16 protein-coding genes are annotated in these 14,279 nt (G+C 57.1%); 4 read left to right on the plus strand and 12 right to left on the minus strand.

The genetic code is table 11. The annotated features are described in order from the left end of the window. Positions 1–105 precede the first annotated feature (105 nt). The 3 genes from ptsP to B3Z17_RS05650 all read right to left on the minus strand — a co-directional run bounded on the left by ptsP (position 106) and on the right by B3Z17_RS05650 (position 4,704). Positions 106–2,367, minus strand: coding sequence for a phosphoenolpyruvate--protein phosphotransferase (ptsP, locus tag B3Z17_RS05640; RefSeq protein WP_169794404.1), 2,262 nt, complete (start codon positions 2,365–2,367; stop codon positions 106–108). A gap of 63 nt (positions 2,368–2,430) precedes the next feature. Next, on the minus strand, positions 2,431–3,447 hold the full coding sequence (locus B3Z17_RS05645) for an NAD(P)H-dependent flavin oxidoreductase (protein WP_068307925.1): 1,017 nt from the start codon (positions 3,445–3,447) through the stop codon (positions 2,431–2,433). 27 nt (positions 3,448–3,474) lie between these two features. Further along, the gene (locus B3Z17_RS05650; protein ID WP_068307927.1) at positions 3,475–4,704 is read right to left on the minus strand and encodes an aspartate kinase; all 1,230 of its coding nucleotides are present in this window, start codon (positions 4,702–4,704) and stop codon (positions 3,475–3,477) included. A gap of 181 nt (positions 4,705–4,885) precedes the next feature. Between B3Z17_RS05650 and ubiG the strand changes: the two genes are divergently transcribed. Further along, complete coding sequence (gene ubiG / locus B3Z17_RS05655) at positions 4,886–5,677, plus strand: bifunctional 2-polyprenyl-6-hydroxyphenol methylase/3-demethylubiquinol 3-O-methyltransferase UbiG (RefSeq protein WP_286828929.1); 792 nt, start codon at positions 4,886–4,888, stop codon at positions 5,675–5,677. A gap of 30 nt (positions 5,678–5,707) precedes the next feature. On the opposite strand, the gene B3Z17_RS05660 is transcribed toward ubiG, so the two are convergent. Beyond that, positions 5,708–6,631: a CPBP family intramembrane glutamic endopeptidase gene (locus B3Z17_RS05660; protein ID WP_286828930.1), complete on the minus strand. Its 924-nt coding sequence runs from the start codon at positions 6,629–6,631 to the stop codon at positions 5,708–5,710. 144 nt (positions 6,632–6,775) lie between these two features. On the opposite strand from B3Z17_RS05660, the gene B3Z17_RS05665 reads away from it, so the two are divergent. Further along, complete coding sequence (locus tag B3Z17_RS05665) at positions 6,776–7,651, plus strand: AraC family transcriptional regulator (protein WP_286828931.1); 876 nt, start codon at positions 6,776–6,778, stop codon at positions 7,649–7,651. Positions 7,652–7,659: 8 nt separating this feature from the next. On the opposite strand, the gene B3Z17_RS05670 is transcribed toward B3Z17_RS05665, so the two are convergent. The 4 genes from B3Z17_RS05670 to B3Z17_RS05685 all read right to left on the minus strand — a co-directional run bounded on the left by B3Z17_RS05670 (position 7,660) and on the right by B3Z17_RS05685 (position 10,068). Further along, positions 7,660–8,112 carry a DUF1178 family protein gene (locus B3Z17_RS05670; protein WP_068307936.1) on the minus strand — a complete coding sequence of 151 codons (453 nt, stop codon included), beginning with the start codon at positions 8,110–8,112 and terminating at the stop codon, positions 7,660–7,662. Next, complete coding sequence (locus B3Z17_RS05675; RefSeq protein ID WP_286828932.1) at positions 8,109–8,936, minus strand: carbon-nitrogen hydrolase family protein; 828 nt, start codon at positions 8,934–8,936, stop codon at positions 8,109–8,111. The genes B3Z17_RS05670 and B3Z17_RS05675 overlap by 4 nt, the downstream gene beginning before the upstream one ends. A gap of 5 nt (positions 8,937–8,941) precedes the next feature. Beyond that, positions 8,942–9,199 (minus strand): glutaredoxin 3, encoded by a 258-nt coding sequence (grxC, locus tag B3Z17_RS05680; protein WP_286828933.1) that lies wholly within the window; start codon positions 9,197–9,199, stop codon positions 8,942–8,944. Positions 9,200–9,312: 113 nt separating this feature from the next. Further along, complete coding sequence (locus tag B3Z17_RS05685) at positions 9,313–10,068, minus strand: ComF family protein (protein ID WP_286828934.1); 756 nt, start codon at positions 10,066–10,068, stop codon at positions 9,313–9,315. Between the two features lie 60 nt (positions 10,069–10,128). Here B3Z17_RS05685 and B3Z17_RS05690 point away from each other — a divergent pair, with 60 nt between their 5' ends. Then, complete coding sequence (locus tag B3Z17_RS05690; RefSeq protein WP_286828935.1) at positions 10,129–10,974, plus strand: methyltransferase domain-containing protein; 846 nt, start codon at positions 10,129–10,131, stop codon at positions 10,972–10,974. Here the strand turns inward: B3Z17_RS05690 and B3Z17_RS05695 are convergent. Then, complete coding sequence (locus B3Z17_RS05695) at positions 10,971–11,498, minus strand: nucleotidyltransferase family protein (RefSeq protein WP_286828936.1); 528 nt, start codon at positions 11,496–11,498, stop codon at positions 10,971–10,973. The genes B3Z17_RS05690 and B3Z17_RS05695 overlap by 4 nt on opposite strands. 23 nt (positions 11,499–11,521) lie before the next feature. Continuing rightward, a complete protein-coding gene (mutT, locus tag B3Z17_RS05700) occupies positions 11,522–11,920 on the minus strand; it encodes an 8-oxo-dGTP diphosphatase MutT (RefSeq protein WP_068309330.1) in 399 nt (132 codons plus the stop codon). 159 nt (positions 11,921–12,079) lie between these two features. Between mutT and B3Z17_RS05705 the strand changes: the two genes are divergently transcribed. Continuing rightward, positions 12,080–12,292, plus strand: coding sequence for a Flp family type IVb pilin (locus tag B3Z17_RS05705; protein WP_068307945.1), 213 nt, complete (start codon positions 12,080–12,082; stop codon positions 12,290–12,292). A 45-nt stretch (positions 12,293–12,337) separates the two neighbouring features. Here B3Z17_RS05705 and B3Z17_RS05710 read toward each other — a convergent pair whose 3' ends face one another. Together B3Z17_RS05710 and argJ are read right to left on the minus strand one after the other, a co-directional pair. Then, positions 12,338–12,586 carry a hypothetical protein gene (locus B3Z17_RS05710; protein ID WP_139167406.1) on the minus strand — a complete coding sequence of 83 codons (249 nt, stop codon included), beginning with the start codon at positions 12,584–12,586 and terminating at the stop codon, positions 12,338–12,340. Between the two features lie 162 nt (positions 12,587–12,748). Next, a complete protein-coding gene (gene argJ / locus B3Z17_RS05715) occupies positions 12,749–13,993 on the minus strand; it encodes a bifunctional glutamate N-acetyltransferase/amino-acid acetyltransferase ArgJ (RefSeq protein ID WP_286828937.1) in 1,245 nt (414 codons plus the stop codon). Positions 13,994–14,279 lie beyond the last annotated feature (286 nt).

Here is a 14,279-nt window from a genome sequence, read left to right on the forward strand (position 1 = left end):
CACACATTAGTCAAAAAACATTTAACGCCCCGAGTCAAATAGATTCAATTTTTATGGGAAATTATTCTCCTCTGAACAACAAACAATTGCTGCTTCAAGAGAATTTCAGAGTTTGATCTTGTGATCCTTGGCGAAAGCCACGAGTGAGTCGCGAATCGAATGTTCCGGCGACGTGATGTTCGACAGCATGAAATCACGCAACTGCTTCAGGTTGACTGAGCGGATCATTCGCTTCACAGGCCCCACAGATGTCGGCGAGATAGATATACGGCGTAGGCCCAGGGCAACAAGAGCCATGGCTTCGATCGGGCGCCCACCCATCTCGCCGCACAGGGTAACCGGCACACCTGCATTATCGCACGCCTTGATCACCATATGGAGAAACGCCAGCACCGGCGGCGCCAACAGGTCATAACGGTTGGCAAGCTTCGGGTTGCCCCGGTCGCAGGCAAAGAAGAACTGCATCAGGTCATTGGTGCCAATCGACAGGAAGTCGATCTCGTTCATCAGGGTATCAAGCTGCCATGAAAGCGACGGCACTTCCAGCATACAGCCTACCTTGACCTCCTTCGGCGCTTCGCGGTCATGCTTGGCCAGGCGGTCAATCTCCTTTTGCAGGATGGCCTTGCAGCGCCTCAATTCCGCGACCTCTGCGATCATCGGGAACATGACATGAAGCGTTTTACCGGCCGCAGCATAAAGAAGGGCTCGCAGCTGGTAGCGCAAGAGTGCCGGACGATCGAGCGCAATGCGGATGGCGCGCCAGCCCATCGCCGGGTTTTCTTCTTCTTCGCGCGGCAGGAATGGCGCGGGCTTGTCGCCGCCGATATCCAGCGTGCGGAACACTACCGGCCTGTCGCCAGCCGCTTCCAGGGCGGCTTTGTAAATCTTTGTCTGTTCATCCACCCGCGGCAATGCTGGCGACACCATGAACTGGAACTCCGTGCGGAACAGGCCAATGCCCTCCGCGCCCGTATTGTCCAGGCTGGGCAGGTCTACCAGAAGGCCAGCGTTCATGAACAGCGTCACCCGGTGACCGTCAAGCGTTTCAGCCGGCAGGTCGCGCTCAGCCGCATATTCGGCATACAGCTGTTCCTGAAGCTCAAGCGTGGCCTTGTAGCTATCGATCACATCGTCGGCGGGACGGATATAAACATGCTCGCTGCCGGTATCGACAATGACCTGCTCACCCGGCTCTACGTGGGTCAAGAGCCCCTTGACCCGGCCAAGCACGGGAATACCCATGGCGCGCGCAATGATGGTCACATGCGATGTGGCCGACCCTTCCTCAAGCACAATAGCTTTCAGGAGGTCACGGTCATAATCCATCAATTCGGCTGGCCCGATGGTGCGGGCGATCAGGGCCGATTCTTCCGTTAGCTTGGTGCGGTAGTCGCTCTTGTCGCCCTGAATGATCCGGATCAGGCGTGACGCCAGGTCTTCGAAATCAGCGATCCGCTCCCGAAGGTACGGGTCCCTGATCTTGCTCATCCGGGCACGATTTTCCTGCAGCACGCGATCAACTGCAGCTTCCGCTGTCAGCCCGGACAGCACAGCTTCACGCATCTTTTCCTGCCAGCCCTGATCGTAGGCAAACATGCGGTAGGTCTCAAGAACCTCGCGGTGCTCACCGCCGTGGGCCAGGTCAGGATGCTCGATCAGCTCTTCAAGCCGCAACCTGAGTTCAGCAATCGCTTCTTCAAGCCGCAGCTTCTCTGCGTCGACATCTTCTGCCACCGTGCGGGTGATATGAATTTGCGGCTGGTGGAACACCGCTACACCGGCCCCAACGCCGCCCGCAAGCGACATGCCATCAAGTGTTACGGGTTCACCGGTCGTGGTGCTGTCCTCGGTCAGCTCTTCCTTGTCCACAAGCGTACCGGAACCAACAAGTTCGGCAATCACCATCGAGATAGTTTGAAGCGCTTCCACTTCTTCAGGCTTGTAGCGCCGCGGTGCCACATTCTGCACGACAAGGACGCCCACCACCTTGCCGGTGCGCAGGATCGGCACCCCGAGGAAACTGTGGTAGATATCCTCCCCGGTTTCCGGGCGATAAACGAATCGCGGGTGCTGGGGGGCTTCAGAAAGATTAAGCGGCAGGCCACGTTCGGCAACCAGGCCTACAAGGCCCTCACCAACACGCAGGCGTGTCTGGTGAACGGCCTCTTCCTTCAGGCCTTCAGTTGCAAATAGTTCGAGGATTCCGCCCGCACGCGACAAATAGATGGAGCACACTTCGGCGACCATATTCTGCGCGATAACACGGACCACGCGGTCGAGCCGGTCCTGCGGCTGGCCGCTACCAGCCATCACACTATGGAGCCGCCGAAGCAGCAATCTTGGCTGACTTACGTGGTCAGGCAAGGCATTCCCCCTTTAGTCGGCACTGGCAAAGGCCAGCTTGCGGTGAAACCCGCATATCATCTGTTAGCCGCGGGCGTTCAGATGACTGATAGCTTGTGCAACAAGCTCATTGATGATGTCCGCCGTTGGCTCGATCTTCTTGACCATGCCAACGCTTTGACCTGCCATAACAGACCCGGTTTCGACGTCGCCGTCAACCACCGCGCGGCGAAGAGCTCCACCCCAGAAATGTTCAATCATCATCTGGCCCTCATCCTGCGCGATTTCGCCAGTACGAAACTTGGCGACAACCTCTTCCTGGGTTTTCATGAAATCTTCCGTACCCTGGTTTTTCAGTGCCCGCACTGGAATCACAGGGAAACGACTATCGATCTGTGTGCTTGCCACGGCGTCACGGGCACTCGCACGGATGAAAGCCTTTTTGAATTTTTCATGGGCCACACATTCCTCTGCGACCACAAACCTGGTTCCTAATTGGGCACCCGAAGCACCCATTTCAAGGTAGGAGGCCATCACTTCTCCGCGGCCAATGCCGCCTGCAACAAACACCGGCACATCGGTGATAACAGGCAGGATTTCCTGGGCTAGCACGCTGGTGGACACAGGACCAATATGGCCGCCCGCTTCAGCGCCTTCGATGATGATGGCGTCAACGCCAGAACGCACAAGTTTCTTCGCGAGGGCCGCTGTGGGTGCAAAACACATGAGCTTTGCGCCGAAGCCCTTGATTTTGGCAATGGCCGCCCCGCTTGGCAGCCCACCCGCCAGCACCACATGGCTGACCTTCTGATCGGCGCAGACATCAATCAGTGCATCCAGGTCTGGATGCAGGGTGATCAAGTTCACACCGAATGGCTTGTCAGTAAGTTCGCGGGTAGCAGCAATTTCAGCCGCCAGGAGTTCCGGGCCCATGCCGCCACAAGCAATGACGCCGAAGCCGCCTGCGTTAGAGATGGCAGAGACCAGGTTTCGCTCGGAAACCCATGTCATCGCACCACCAAGGATGGCATACCGGCTGCCCAAAAATTCCTTGCCACGCTGCCAATGGCGTTCCAGGCGCGCGAGACCGATTTCACTCATAAAAAACACCCTCAAACTCCACGCAGATCATGCGTCAGTTGGGGCATCCAAACCATAAGCCGTATGAAGCGCCCGAACTGCAAGCTCTGTATATTCCGCGTCGATAATTACACTAACTTTAATTTCAGACGTAGAGATAACTTGGATATTGATACCCTTTTCTGCAAGCGTATCAAACATTTTGCTTGCGACACCCGCGTGGCTGCGCATGCCAACACCCACGACAGACACTTTCACCACGTCGCCGGTGTAGACCAGATCACGGTATTTGAGCTCGTCCTTACGGTCGCTGAGCACCTTCACGGCCTTGCGAAGATCATCTTCCGGCACGGTGAAGGTCACGTCGGTGGACGTACCATCTTCGGACGCGCTCTGCACGATCATGTCGACGTTGATATTCTGGTCTGCGAGCGGTGCGAACAGGTGCGATACCTGCCCAGGCCGGTCTTCAAGGCCAACAACGGTAATTTTTGCTTCGCCGCGGGAATATGCAATCCCGCTTACTACTTCCTGTTCCACGATTTCGTCCTCACCAACTACAAGTGTTCCGGGCAGGTCTTCAAAAGATGACAGAACCTGGGTCCGCACGCCGTGCGTCATGGCCATGGCCACAGACCGGGTCTGCAGCACCTTGGCGCCCAGGGATGCCATCTCGAGCATTTCTTCATAGGTAATCTTATCAAGCTTGCGCGCCTTGGGCACAATACGGGGGTCGGTGGTATAGACACCGTCCACATCCGTGTAGATATCGCACTGGTCAGCCTTCAAGGCCGCAGCAAGTGCCACAGCCGAGGTGTCAGACCCGCCGCGACCCAGCGTGGTAATGCGGCCATCGTCAGCAATACCCTGGAAGCCTGCAACAACGGCCACACGACCACCTTTGAGGCATTCCTCAAGCTTTTCGGTTTCAATCTTTTCGATTCGCGCAGCACTATGTACATCGTTCGTACGGATCGGCACCTGCCAGCCCAGGAAAGAGCGCGCAGGCACTTCCATTTCCTGAAGGCAGATCGACAACAGCCCGATGGTAATCTGCTCACCCGCGGCCACTACCGTGTCGTACTCGCGCGCATCGTGCATGGGCGCAGCCGACCGGCAGAAGTCCACCAGCTGGTTCGTGGTGCCTGACATGGCAGAGACAACCACCACCACTTCATGGCCTTCGTCCACGGCTTTCTTGACCCGGCTTGCCACGTTCCTGATACGGTCAACGTCGCCTACAGAGGTTCCACCAAACTTTTTTACTATCCGTGCCATCTGATAATCCGGTTCCTGTCGCAATTCTTCCTGTTTCCGGCAATTTGACGCATCCCCTTGACCCGAAGCGCGCAAAGGTGCGTATTGAGAAACAGCGCGATATTGTTTAAAGGCTGGCTTGCATGCGTGCAAGCGCTCAGTAGGCCAGACGCGCGGGAAAAGCTTGCTTGGAACAAAAGATATGCTGAACGAAAACCAGAGACCCGATAAGGCGCCGGAGACCGGCACCATCGCCCATGGCGGCACCGTGGACGAAAGCGAGGTCGCTTTCTTCGCCCGCATTGCTGACACCTGGTGGGACCCAAAGGGCCCGTTCAAACCCCTGCATATCCTGAACCCAACGCGCCTTGGATACATCCGTCAGGAAGTCGAGGCCCATTTCGGCCTTGAGAAAAACCTCAAGAAACCGTTTGAAGGCCTGCGCCTGCTGGACATCGGCTGTGGCGGCGGACTGGTGTCTGAGCCCATGGCGCGACTGGGGGCAGACGTCGTGGCCGTGGATGCGTCAGAGAAAAACATCAAGACCGCCAGCGTACATGCGGCCCTATCGAAGCTAGAGATCGATTTCCGCAACACCACCGCTGAAGCGCTAGCAGACGCGGGCGAGCAGTTTGATGTGATCATCAATATGGAAGTGATCGAGCATGTCGCGGACGTGGACGCCTTTCTGGGCGCCTGCCGCAAGCTCTTGAAACCTGGCGGCATCATGCTGCTCAGCACCATCAACCGCACCGCCAAAGCCTATCTGTTTGCCATCATTGGCGCAGAACATGTGCTGCGCTGGTTGCCTGTGGGCGCGCACGACTGGAACAAATTCATCAGACCGGATGAGCTGAAAGATTTTGTCTCAACGGCGGGCTTTGAAGCTGGTGAAGCAACGGGTTTTGTCTTTAACCCGCTTGGCGGCAAGTGGCGCCTCAGCGCCACCGACACCGGCGTCAACTATGCAATGACGGCAACCGCCCCCAAATAGGGAAACGGCTGCCGCCATACCCCCATCAAGCTAGCCTGCTGTTTCTGTGGATTTCTTCTTCAGGCCACGCGCGAGCAGCACGCAGCCGCCAATCAACACCAGCATTGTGACCAAGCTGTTTTCCGGCCCGGCCATGCCGCCGGTCAGCCATTCAGGCGCACCGTCCTTGATCATCAGATCCACCCACAGGGGCTTGATATCAAGCGCAATACCTGTCGTTGGCACCCCGAACCAGGTGATGAAGGACCAGTTCCAGGCCGCATGCCACGCACAGGCGCCCCAAACCGATTTCTGTCGGATCACCAGGAAGCTGAGGAAAATTGAAAAGGCCATCGTCATGATGAAGAAGATGCTGAACTCGCCCAGCTTGAAGGGTTCATCACCACCAATGCCAACATGCATCAGCATGAAAAGCGTGCTGTTGCCGAGCACACCAACCCAAAGGCCGTAGCGTTCTGACAGGCGGGACAGCATCCAGCCCCGAAACAGGATTTCCTCAACGCTGGACTGGACAATGAACCCAAGGGCAAGCAGCAGGATCGGCAGGTAACTCACTGCCATGAAATCCTGCGGCCCTTCAACGGCATAACCACCCACAAGCCAGATAACGATAACCGACAAGGCCGCCATGCCGGCCCCCAGTCCAAATCCCTTGCCGAAAGTACGCTGTGCGCCTGCATGCCTCACCAGGCCTATGCTCGCTAGTCCGCGGCGCTCGAAGAAGCGCACCCACAGAAGAAGCGGTATCATCACCGCACCGAATACGATGAAGAGCATATAGAGGATGTTGGGGTATGTTTCTATTTCATCTTCGGCGATCCAGCCGCTTTCGATCGCTGGTACAATGGCCACGACCTGACCAGCAAAAAAGAAGATCACCAATAAAAGCGGCACTGCCCAAGGCCATGTCCGCTTGCCCCCGTTCAGAGCATCTTGAAAAAATGTTGTTGTCATATTGTTTTTCTCTCGCTGTCGGACTCGTCTTTGCGCGAGCCATCCCATAAGCCCCTAACGAAAGTCATAGCGGGCCTATATCAAAATCTTGCTGTTTTGGCTGGGCACACCTATGTTCAGTGGTAACAGCGAGAGGAAAACGGCATGAGCCGCGCAAAAGAAAAAATAGACAGCGCGCTGCTTCTGAAAGCCAACGCCAGCATTGAGGCCCAGCACGATATCCACCGGGATGTTGCTGTGTCCAGATGGTCCATCGACCGCAACAGCGTGGCCTACGAGAAAAGCGACAGCCACACCCTGAGCCTTTATCTGAAGGGCGGGGAAACCAGCTACCGCGCCGACCAACAGGGCAACCTGGGCCGTAGCGGCACCCTGTGCCTGATGCCGCAGGGGCATGCCTCCAACTGGCACATCGGCGGGCCCATCGATTTCGTGCATCTCTATTTTTCGGACGCCATTCTGAAACGCTTCGCGGCCGATCATTATGAGCAGGATGTACGCTTGGTGGACCTGAGAGACCTGATATATCAGGCAGACGATACCCTGTCGGCCATGTTGCTTGGCTATGTGGATTGCTGCACCCGACAGCCGGACCGCGCGGGGCTGATGGGCGAGCATCTGCTTATGAGCATCTTCGACCATATCATCACCCGCTATAACGGCTTCGATCTGAAGGAAAACCGCCTCAAGGGCGGCCTGACACCGCTCCAGATGAGGCAGGTAAAAGCCCTGATTGCCGACAAGCTGGATAGCCGCCTGTCCATGGCAGACCTGGCCGCAGAAGCGGGCCTGAGCCCCTTCCATTTCGCCCGCCAGTTCAAGGAAAGCTTAGGCGAAACGCCCGGACAATATGTTATGCGCAAGAGAATTGAAAGTGTGAGGGAGCGGCTGAAGACTGATGAACCGCTGGCACAGATCGCAGCCCGCACAGGATTTGCACAGCAAAGCCACATGACGTCACAGTTCAGGAAGCAGGTGGGATTGACGCCGCTTGCTTACCGCATGGCGATGGTGAGCTAACGGCTCGTTTAGGCGTCCTTGCGCCCGAGACCGGGGAGCGGCATCACTTCAACACCCTCTTCGAGCAGCTCCTTGGCTTCCTGAAGCGTGCTTTCACCATAGATGCCGCGTTCTTCCGCTTCACCATAGTGAATCTTGCGGGCCTCGTCGGCGAACTTGTCGCCAACATAATCGCAGTTGGCCTCAACATGGTTCTTGAGCTTGGCCAGAACCTTTTGGGCTTCTTCCACCACTTCCTGCAGCTTCGGGTCACCCGCCTTTGCGGCCACAGATGCCACCTCAGATTTCTGGTTACCCTTCGAGGCTACATTCGGTGCCATCAGTGCCTTCGATACTTCGTTGCTGCCACAGTGCGGGCATTCGACAAGCCCAACGGCCTGCTGTTCTTCATAGGCGTTTGAAGACCGGAACCAGGCTTCGAACCGGTGGCCAGTACTGCATTTCAGGTCAAATACGATCATGTGGCATCTACTGTCGTTACAGTTACATCGCGGTCATGCGTGAGCGAAGGGATTTTCTGCCGCGCTTCCGCGCATTTTGCAAGGTCCAAATCGGCGATTGTGACGCCAACGCCTGTGCCTGCGTCAGCGACAACGCTGCCCCAGGGATCGATAATCAAGCTGTGGCCGTATGTGCTACGTCCGGTGGCATGAAGGCCGGTCTGGGCAGCCGCCAGCACATAGCAACCTGTCTCAATCGCACGTGCCCTCAGAAGCGTATGCCAATGCGCTTCACCCGTTGGCCGGGTGAAGGCCGCCGGCACCAGCAACACATTTGCGCCAGCCTTGGCCAGCGCCCGATAAAGATAGGCAAAACGCAGGTCATAGCAGATGGACAGGCCGAAATCAGCCAGCGGCGTTTTCGCAACCACGGCGCTCTGGCCACCATCATAAAGTGCTGATTCCCGGTACGCTTCACCACCGCCCAAATCCACATCAAACAGGTGCATCTTGTCGTAGCTGGTTTTGATCTCACCGTCCGGGCCAATCAGGAAGCCCCTGTTAGCCAGACGGTCCTCAGCCACTTTTGTGATCAGCGAACCAATATGCAGCCACACCTTGAGCTCTGCCGCGATAGTGCGGAAGCGCTTCAGGCCAGGGTCATCATCCTGAAAGCTGGCTTTTTCTAGCACCACCTTGCGGTTCATTTCCATCAGATGCGTGGTTTCAGGCGTGCTTATAAAGTCTGCGCCATCTGCCGCAGCTTCGCGAATATAACCTTCTGCAGCGGTCACGGCATCCGCGACCACATTGCCGGTATTCAGCTGTATGAGGGCGACGCGCAAGGGCTTCAGCTCGCCAGGAGCGACGCAAGGCCGCCCTGTGCATCAAGGGCATACAGGTCATCACAGCCGCCAACATGACGCTGGCCGATCCAGATTTGTGGAACAGTGTTCACGCCGCCTGCCTTTTCACGCATTTCGCGTCGGGCAGCGGGGTTCATGTCCACGTTGATTTCCTTGAAACGCGCGCCTTTTTGCTTCAGCAGCGCCTTGGCGCGGTAGCAATAGGGGCACATGTTCGAGCTATAGATGACAATGTCAGCCACAAAAACTTCCTTTACTTCAAACAGCGTTGCCTTCCCGGCACTCTGGATTCGCTCCTTATGTAAGCGAAAACACGCTAGATTTAAAGGTATTCCCCGCTTCACAACACTGGGAGCTAACTGCGAACTGGTTGCCCCACCCGCGCGAAAGCCACAACCCCAACATGGCTGGCGCCAGCTTTCTTGAGCGCCTTCGCGCATTCTGATGCCGTAGCCCCGGTTGTCAGCACGTCATCCACCAGAAGAACCCGCTTGCCGGCAAGCTGGCCAGACCGGCTGACAGGCACACGGAAAGCACCGCGCACATTCTTGCGCCGCCCCTTTCGGTCAAGCGTGCCTTGACTTGGAGTAGCCCGCATGCGCTCCAACAAAAACGGATCAGCGCGCAAGCCAAGCTTTCCGGCCAAGCCTTTTGCCAGTAACTGGGATTGGTTGAAGCGACGCTTGAGCAGCCGCCACCGGTGCAAAGGCACAGGGATGATCAGGTCAGCCTGCATGTCGGATGGGATCACCCGCGCCATCATTGTCACGAACGCCGGAATGCTGGCCCCGGCGCCGCCATGCTTCATTCGGATGATCAGGTCACGCCCCAGCGCTTCATAAGACACCGCTGCCCGCGCCCAGTCGAAAGCTGGAGGGTCTTTCATGCAGGCGCCGCACAGCGCATCCGGGCCCACATCCACCTCGAACGGCAAGCCACACGACGCGCACCAGGGTGCAGCGATGGGCGACAGGTCCTGCCAGCAGGCCGCGCACAAATGGCCGTGTGACAGGATGCGCTCACCACAGGCCGGGCACCGCGGCGGCAGCAGAAAATCCACCACCCCGCTGCCAAGCTTCCTGAATACCGATTGTGCCCCCATCTGTTTCATGGGGTGAGCTTAGCAGGCAACACGAGATGAAACCAGTTGCACTGGCGCGGGTGCTCGCTTATGTCAAAGCCCATGAGCACCGAGCAAAATGACATCAATCTGTTTGACCAGGTCGCGGTTCAGCGCAACAGGGTGCGTGGCCGTGCCATGGGGCCGGATTTCGATTTCCTGCGCGAGGAAATTGCCGACCGGATGGCGGACCGCCTGGCGGACATCAACCGAGATTTTGGTACAGTGCTGGATATTGGTGGCAACTTTGCGCCCCACACAGGCCAGGGCGTTCAGACAGCGCCTGCGACCGACGGCACCCTTGATGTGGCACCAGGGAGTTGTGATCTCGTGATATCCAACCTGGCGCTTCACTGGGTCAACGACCTGCCGGGGCTGATGGTGCAGGCCAACCACGCCTTGAGGCCTGACGGACTTTTCATGGCAGCCCTGTTTGGCGGTGAGACACTGCATGAGCTGGGCCATAGCCTTCTGGCCGCCGAGGCGGAAGTCACAGGCGGCGCCAGCCAGCGCGTCATCCCGTTCGCCGACGTACGCGACCTGGGCAGCCTGCTTCAGCGCGCGGGCTTTGCCCTGCCGGTCACTGACATGGACACGATCACCGTAACCTACGAGCACCCGCTGAAGCTGATGCAGGAACTGCGCGGCATGGGCGAAGCCAACGCCATGCAGGCCCGCAGCAGGCGTTTCTTGCGCCGCGACGTCTTGATGCGTGCTTGCGAAATCTATCAGGCCAAATTCGGCATGGCAGACGGACGTGTGCCTGCCACCTTCCAGATCATGTATATGACCGGCTGGCACCCGCACGAGAGCCAGCAGAAGCCCCTGAAGCCCGGTAGCGGCAAAGTGAATTTGGCCGACGCCCTCAAGGCTGGCAAACCGCCCCAAAAGGCCTAGTCCCGGACTACCTTCAGGTTCGGCCAGCGTTTCAGCCAGCCTTTGGCCTGTAGGCGTGCCTCGAACCCTTCCGGATCATTGTCTTTCATCACAGGAGTGATCCTGAGGATATGGGCGAAAAGGTCATCAAACCCGAAAGCGGTAAGCCACTCGAAAGCCCCGTCAGGCGAAAGGCGTACACCGATGCCTGTTGCTGTTTCCGCCCAGTGGCGCAAAGCTGTTTCAGTATCCTGGAATGGATCGTGGCCGCCGAATGTGTGCATGCGTGCCTGGTTGCGCACCTGCCAGTCCACATCCGGCATTACCAGCTTCAGCGAAGCCTCATAGGCGAGATCGCGAGTTTTGAGGTCATAGGTCGCGTCGAAATAAATCACATCCACGTCTGCCTCTGGAAACTGAGGCTGGGGATCATACAAGCTGTCCCAGTAGCGATTACGGATGAAGCCTGCGGCGATATAGGCGCCTTCAGGGCCGGCGGTACGAACAGCCTCAAGTGCCGTCATTGCAGCCTTGTCACTGCGCAACAGGCTTTCCAGCACCTCAAGGCTCAAAGGAAATCCCGCAGCATGGCTACGAGCGGATCATCCGCCGGCGGCATTGGGTATTCCCCCAGATCCCGGATTTTCACCCACCTGAAAGCCTGGCCTTCCATACCGCGCACAAGGCCTTCCCATTTCCGGCACAGATACAGCGGCATCAGAAGATGAAACTTTTCATAGGAATGGGACGCGAAGGCAAAGGGCGCCAGGCATGCAGCGGTGATATCGATATCCAGCTCTTCCTTGCATTCGCGGATCAGGGCAGCCTCAGGCAGCTCGCCCTCCTCCACCTTTCCGCCTGGAAATTCCCATAGCCCGGCCATTGCCTTGCCTTCGGGGCGCTGCGCGATAAGCACACGGCCATCCACATCAATAAGCGCAATCGCTGCCACCAGGACTGTTGGCAGACCTGCGTCAATCTTCACATTAGGTTCTGGACAATCATCAATCATGGTGGCTACGGGTAAACACACTTTTAGCCAAATTCAAGCTTTAACAACTTGTTTAGGTTTGGCGCAGAGGCTTATGCTGCTTATAGCGCGGATTAAAACTATGGGGTTGTAATCGTGTTCAGAACAGTCGCGGTAAAATTACGCGGGCTGAAAGATGCCTTATGGCAGGATCGCCATGGTGCGACAGCCGTTGAATATGGGCTGCTGATCGGTTTAGCAGCCCTTGGTCTTGCTGCAGGATGGGGATCGATTGGCGATCTGGTGCAACAAATTTTCGCTATGCTGAGCGACCAGACACAGGCAGCCACCCCAACAAGCAGTAGCTAGTTGGACTGGCACAACAACTTTGTCCGAACCGGCATTCCGGCCCGTTTAGCTAAAGGCAGCTTCCTGAAATCCAGCAGCCACACGGCGTGACCGGCGGTCAGACTTCTTGTCGTCATCGTCATGGTCCATGCGCTCGGCAATCACAAGGCGTGCCCTGGCCACTTCCTGCTTCATGTAATTCAGCTCTGCCAGTTTGTCCGCACCCTCATCAGCATAGCGGTCCAAAGCATCGGTCAGTGCCTCATTCAATTCCGTCAGGAACTTCATCTGTAACTCTAGATTGACGGTTGGCATCATTCTTCTCCAGCAAACTCCGGTTCAACGTACCCCACGCCTTACCTGATACAAGAGTCATGCCAGAGAAATAGCTGTTTAATTTCATGCAGTTACGCCCGCAAAAGAAAACACCCGGCAGAAACCACCGGGTGTATTTTGTCAGCTTGTGGAAAATTCGTCCTAGCTGCGATAATCCGCATTGATGCGGATATAGTCGTATGTCAGGTCACACGTCCAGACCGTAGCAGTACCTTCACCAACGCCCACATCAATGCGGATATCGATATTCTGGCCCTTCATGTGTTCCGCAGCCACCGGCTCACTGTATCGAGGGTGCACACAGCCTGCCTTGGCCACATGCTGGCCCCCGATCCAGATTTGTAACACGTCACGCTCTGCCGCTTCGCCCGCCTTGCCAACAGCCGCCACAAGACGCCCCCAGTTGGGGTCTTCACCTGCAATAGCGGTTTTCACCAGCGGGCTGTTGGCCACTGACTTACCGATCACCCGGGCGGCCGCATCGTCTTCAGCGCCTTCGATCGTGATGGCGACAAATTTGGTGGCGCCTTCACCGTCCCGCACAATCAGTTGTGCAAGATCGGTCATTACTTCGTCGAACTTGGCCCGAAAATCTGCGAGGCGCGGGTCATCGGGATCGTCAATCGGGTCATAAGCCGCGCCAGCACCGGTCGCAATCGCAATACAAGTATCGTTTGTGGAGGTGTCCCCATCCACAGTGATGCTGTTGAATGTACGGTCCGTGGCGTCGGCCAGCATTTTTTGCAGGCAACCATGGGTCAGCGCCGCATTGGTGAACACAAATCCCAGCATGGTGGCCATATCGGGCGCGATCATGCCGGAGCCTTTGGCGATGCCGGAAATGACAGCTGGGCGGCCTTCGACGGTGGCTACCCTGCAACTGCCTTTGGGATAGGTATCGGTGGTCATGATGGCACCGGCCGCTTCCCGCCACATGGAACCGGACATGCCGTCCTTGATAGCCTTCAGCGGCCTTTCGAACAGGTCACCGTTCAGCGGCACGCCAATCACGCCGGTTGAACAGGCCAGCACCTCTTCAGGCGCACAGTCAACAATCGCTGCCGCTGTTTCTACCGACTTCACGGTCGCCTTCATGCCCTTTTCGCCGGTAAAGGCGTTGGCATTGCCCGCGTTGACAATCAGCGCCCGCACCTTGCCGCCAGATTTCAAAAGCGCATCCCGACACCAGTCAACAGGCGCCGCTGGCGCCTTGGACCGAGTGAAAACACCCGCCGCCACAGACCCTTCCGACATCACCGCAAACAGGAGGTCCGGACGCTCGCGCTTGCGGAAGCCTGCGTGCATTGCACCCATTTCGACACCTGGGACAGGTAAAAGGTTTGGAAAGCCCTCTGGGGCAAGGGGGGACACTTTAGACTCGGCCATGCGATTATCCTCAATCAATGCCATTTATTTTGCCGCATCATGCCCGTTGATTTGCCAATCGGCAAGAAATCACGCCCGAAACAGTCAATTCCCCGCGAGAAGGTGCCGCACCAGTTGACAGACGCTGGCATGATACTTATCTGTGCCTGCACTCTTGTAGTTGTGAAACTGCATATAATTATAAAGTCAGTAACGCATTCCCTCAGGGATCACAGTACGGCCGGCCGCGCAGCGCGCACCAACACAGTGACCGGTGATGTCAGAGCTAGGAAGCCAGGGGCAGGCC

Source organism: Kordiimonas sp. UBA4487 (assembly GCF_002389025.1).
Classification (GTDB): domain Bacteria; phylum Pseudomonadota; class Alphaproteobacteria; order Sphingomonadales; family Kordiimonadaceae; genus Kordiimonas; species Kordiimonas lacus.

Bases quoted from the DNA above. Each gene is read 5' to 3' on its own strand.
- B3Z17_RS05665 (WP_286828931.1), top strand. From the start codon at position 6,776: ATGAGCCGCGCAAAAGAAAAAATAGACAGCGCGCTGCTTCTGAAAGCC.
- B3Z17_RS05685 (WP_286828934.1), bottom strand. From the start codon at position 10,068: ATGAAACAGATGGGGGCACAATCGGTATTCAGGAAGCTTGGCAGCGGG.
- B3Z17_RS05710 (WP_139167406.1), bottom strand. From the start codon at position 12,586: ATGCCAACCGTCAATCTAGAGTTACAGATGAAGTTCCTGACGGAATTG.
- B3Z17_RS05645 (WP_068307925.1), bottom strand. From the start codon at position 3,447: ATGAGTGAAATCGGTCTCGCGCGCCTGGAACGCCATTGGCAGCGTGGC.
- argJ (WP_286828937.1), bottom strand. From the start codon at position 13,993: ATGGCCGAGTCTAAAGTGTCCCCCCTTGCCCCAGAGGGCTTTCCAAAC.
- B3Z17_RS05690 (WP_286828935.1), top strand. From the start codon at position 10,129: ATGTCAAAGCCCATGAGCACCGAGCAAAATGACATCAATCTGTTTGAC.
- B3Z17_RS05660 (WP_286828930.1), bottom strand. From the start codon at position 6,631: ATGACAACAACATTTTTTCAAGATGCTCTGAACGGGGGCAAGCGGACA.
- ubiG (WP_286828929.1), top strand. From the start codon at position 4,886: ATGCTGAACGAAAACCAGAGACCCGATAAGGCGCCGGAGACCGGCACC.
- B3Z17_RS05670 (WP_068307936.1), bottom strand. From the start codon at position 8,112: ATGATCGTATTTGACCTGAAATGCAGTACTGGCCACCGGTTCGAAGCC.
- B3Z17_RS05650 (WP_068307927.1), bottom strand. From the start codon at position 4,704: ATGGCACGGATAGTAAAAAAGTTTGGTGGAACCTCTGTAGGCGACGTT.